This is a genomic window from Okeania sp. SIO2F4 (assembly GCF_010672385.1).
Taxonomy (GTDB): Bacteria; Cyanobacteriota; Cyanobacteriia; order Cyanobacteriales; family Microcoleaceae; genus Trichodesmium.
In genome coordinates this window covers 1-2718 of the sequence record NZ_JAAHGT010001139.1, presented here as the reverse complement: position 1 = coordinate 2718, position 2718 = coordinate 1, and the positions used below count along the sequence as shown (strand labels likewise).

Here is a 2718-nt window from a genome sequence, read left to right as displayed (position 1 = left end):
TTAAAAGTTAAAAGTTAAAAGTTAAAAGTTAAAAAATGATTGATATTTATGTTTATATCATCATTGCTCTGTTACCTTTAGCAGCTTTGATGCTAGTTTTTCAAGTTAATCCCTATAATGCTCTAGTTATTCGAGCTATTTTAGGAGCAGTATCAGCATTAGTTTACGCAGTTTTAGGCGCTGCGGATGTAGCTTTAACAGAAGCTTTAGTCGGAACAATGTTAGCTGTTACCCTTTATGTGATTGCAGTTCGTTCCTCTTTAGTAATGCGTCTGGGAATACTTAAACAGGTCGAAAAAGAAACAGAGAGTTATTTGACCGAACTCATCGCTAATATCAGACAAATTATTAATAAATACCATTTGCGTCTTGAGTTAGTTGAATATCCTAATCAACAATCTTTAGAATGGGGGTTGCTAGCGAAGGAAGTTCACGGTATTTGTAGTCAACCAGAGGAATTAAAACTCAAGGGGAAACCCACTTATGAGACTGCTATTAGAGTACATCGTCTGTTTGAAATTATGCAAAAGGAATTAACTTCATCACAAACAAGTGTGACATACATAATTGTACCCAACCAGGAGGATAAACATTAATGAAATGGGTTTATTTTTTAGCGGGAATAGCATTGTTCGTTAAAGTGCTAATTATGCCAAACCCAATAGCAGAAGGGGATGCAATTTCTATTGTTGACTCAATAGTTGCCGATAGTGGAGTAGCTAATGTGGTTTCTGGTATCATTTTTAGAAATCGACTCTATGACACAATTTTTGAAGTGGTAGTATTTACGATCGCTATTTTGGGTGTCCGTTTTTTATTAGCCAACGAACAACCAACCGAAACAGTTTATCAATTTAGCGATCGCCCTTCAATAGTATTGGCGCGTTTGGGAGCAACTATTTCTGCATTGGTGAGTATCGAGTTAGCAATTCGCGGACATCTGAGTCCAGGGGGTGGTTTTGCTGCTGGGGTAGCAGGAGGAACTGCCATTGGTTTGATTGCTATTACTTCATCATCGGAGCAGATGGAAAAAATATATAAAAAATGGAATGCTGCTACCTGGGAAAAAATTTCAGTTTTAATATTCATTGTATTGGCAGCGATAACTCTGATGGGAGGAGAATTACCCCAAGGAGAATTAGGAGATTTAGTCAGTGGGGGAATTATTCCGGTACTGAATATTTTGGTGGCACTAAAAGTAGCATTAGGTTCGTGGGCAGTTATTTTGTTGTTTATTCGTTATCGGGGGTTGTTGTAGGTTTTGAAGAGACCTCTCCCCCAACCCCTCTCCTGCAAGGAGAGGGGAGTAATGAGATTGTAGGTTGGGTTGAGTGCGACTCACATGGATTATGGCACGGATGTACGGATTAAGATTATAGGTTGGGTTTCGTTTCTCAACCCAACACCAGTAAACCAGAAGAACCTAACCTACACTATATTCTGTAAACTTCCTCATAAACGGCGTTTGGAATCCTAAAACAATATCTTTTTTTGCCACTCCATTCATTACTAACTCTTCTGCAATATCCACTTCAGTTCCATTCCACTGAATCAAAATTTTTTCGCTTTTAATATCAATATGAATCGGGCAACTATGAATTAAATGCTCGTTTTCCCAACCAAGATAAACAATTTGATAATGGTCTCGTACAGTATCAAAAATTGGCTGTACTTCGATTTCTCCATAAGCAGGCTTATTTTTGCTATATTCTAACAAAAATTCCTGGACTAAATGACGATATTTTTCTAGTTTTTCCATTCTGTAATTACCTCTTTTTCTGGGTTATAAATAATTAGTTTGAGCTGATTATTTTGCTATTTTAATGCTCTAGTTTCAGCCATAGTAACTGATAATTAATCACTGATAACTGATAACTGATAACTGATAACTGATAACTGAATTAGTGCTGACCGATAATTAATAAATTGTCCCAAGGCAGTATGAAATTCAGAAATAGCTGATGATTTTGCTAAGAAACTCTTAATTTCAACTGCTATCTTTTGATTATCTTTTTGTGCCCCAATTAGTTCGCACCAAGGTCAATAGACATATCTACACCACCGAAACTAACAAAAAAGGGGTCATGGGTGATTGACCATCCATCTTTTATTAGAGCATTTTTAACTTCCTTATGAAAAAAATCCCTGGCTGAGATTGATTTTTTATTATTACTATAATTAATATAGCATTTCTCATAAATCTGATAAAGTTTTAAAATAAGTCCCGTGCTTTGCTAATCTGATGTTTAGCCTAGTATGTAAATTCTACAAACCTTCAATACAACAGAATAATTATTAAGTCATATTTATCAATTCCCCTGAAATTACTTTTAGTTACTCTTGTTACTTTGGGTAAATCTTTCATTTGCAAATAATCAGATAAAATAGTTTCAGTTAAATCGCGATCGCATACTTGAAAATCACTCATTGCTCACCTGATAATTACTAAGCAATTATACATTAGAGAGTAACAAGCATTAGGTGGAAAATGCTAATGGTTTTCCCTTGCTTAAAAATTCATGTATACCAGTTGCCATTACTGGCGCGGACATTCTCAAATATAGTCACAGTAAAAATTTGACTTATGACTTCAGCTATAAAATGGTGTCTAGCGAGAGATTATTAAATGTTGATTTTAAGAATAGTATTATATCACACCCCTTGCTAAACTTTGTCGATTGTAGAAAAAATTTAAAATTATTTTGTAGTAAATAGCCT

General features: G+C 35.1%; 4 protein-coding genes and 1 pseudogene. 2 read left to right on the top strand and 3 right to left on the bottom strand.

From position 1 onward, the window contains the following. Positions 1-35 precede the first annotated feature (35 nt). Both F6K22_RS38065 and F6K22_RS38060 read left to right on the top strand, forming a co-directional pair. A complete protein-coding gene (locus F6K22_RS38065; RefSeq protein ID WP_293110045.1) occupies positions 36-596 on the top strand; it encodes a DUF4040 domain-containing protein in 561 nt (186 codons plus the stop codon). Further along, positions 596-1258: a Na(+)/H(+) antiporter subunit B gene (locus F6K22_RS38060; protein WP_293110044.1), complete on the top strand. Its 663-nt coding sequence runs from the start codon at positions 596-598 to the stop codon at positions 1256-1258. Before F6K22_RS38065 ends, F6K22_RS38060 begins: the two co-directional genes overlap by 1 nt. Positions 1259-1423: 165 nt before the next feature. Here F6K22_RS38060 and F6K22_RS38055 read toward each other — a convergent pair whose 3' ends face one another. The 3 genes and pseudogenes from F6K22_RS38055 to F6K22_RS38045 all read right to left on the bottom strand — a co-directional run bounded on the left by F6K22_RS38055 (position 1424) and on the right by F6K22_RS38045 (position 2428). Further along, a complete protein-coding gene (locus F6K22_RS38055; RefSeq protein ID WP_293110042.1) occupies positions 1424-1759 on the bottom strand; it encodes a XisI protein in 336 nt (111 codons plus the stop codon). A 142-nt stretch (positions 1760-1901) separates the two neighbouring features. Continuing rightward, positions 1902-2156 (bottom strand): annotated as a pseudogene (locus tag F6K22_RS43275) (element excision factor XisH family protein); the annotation flags it as partial. 119 nt (positions 2157-2275) lie between these two features. Beyond that, positions 2276-2428, bottom strand: a complete 153-nt coding sequence (locus tag F6K22_RS38045) for a hypothetical protein (RefSeq protein WP_293110040.1) — start codon at positions 2426-2428, stop codon at positions 2276-2278. Positions 2429-2718: the final 290 nt, after the last annotated feature.

What these genes read in the sequence shown, in the direction of transcription:
- F6K22_RS38065 (WP_293110045.1), top strand. Translation starts at nt 36, where the DNA reads ATGATTGATATTTATGTTTATATCATCATTGCTCTGTTACCTTTAGCA.
- F6K22_RS38045 (WP_293110040.1), bottom strand. Translation starts at nt 2,428, where the DNA reads ATGAGTGATTTTCAAGTATGCGATCGCGATTTAACTGAAACTATTTTA.
- F6K22_RS38060 (WP_293110044.1), top strand. Translation starts at nt 596, where the DNA reads ATGAAATGGGTTTATTTTTTAGCGGGAATAGCATTGTTCGTTAAAGTG.
- F6K22_RS38055 (WP_293110042.1), bottom strand. Translation starts at nt 1,759, where the DNA reads ATGGAAAAACTAGAAAAATATCGTCATTTAGTCCAGGAATTTTTGTTA.